The 475-nt window shown below is 30.7% G+C and carries 1 pseudogene; it reads right to left on the bottom strand.

The features are described 5' to 3' along the window. Positions 1–210 precede the first annotated feature (210 nt). Positions 211–475 (bottom strand): annotated as a pseudogene (locus Xmir_RS22370) (oligopeptide ABC transporter substrate-binding protein OppA); the annotation flags it as partial.

Genomic DNA, 475 nt, shown 5'->3' with positions numbered 1-475 from the left:
CGTTTGTTAAGAGTATTCCCATCGAACAGGTCAGGATTTGGGTGAACCTATTTTTGATTAGGCTCGCCATGATTTTTTTCATGTTTTTAATCTCCATTAATTACTGTTTTTATTATTACATTACGATACCATATTTATTTTGCTTATGATTTCAATTAACCTTATCTAATTAACAAGAGCCTGTAAAAACAGGATCTTGTTATTGATAACCTAGTGCTTAATAATATAAAGATTTTTTGTCGGGATATTTCCCATCAAATCAATATGCAAACCACCGACATAAGGTTTAACTAATTTGACTCGGACATAATAGTAAATCGGAATAGCAGGAATATCTTTATTGAGAATATCAATTGCCTGTTGATAATCAGATGGTTCGTTAGTTTCATCTGCTTTTAAAACCCATTTATCAAATTCCTTATTTTGATATCTCATATGGTTATTGGTATTACCTGACGTGAAAATATCCAAGAAG

This window comes from Xenorhabdus miraniensis (assembly GCF_002632615.1).
This window is presented reverse-complemented; position numbering and strand designations above follow the sequence as displayed.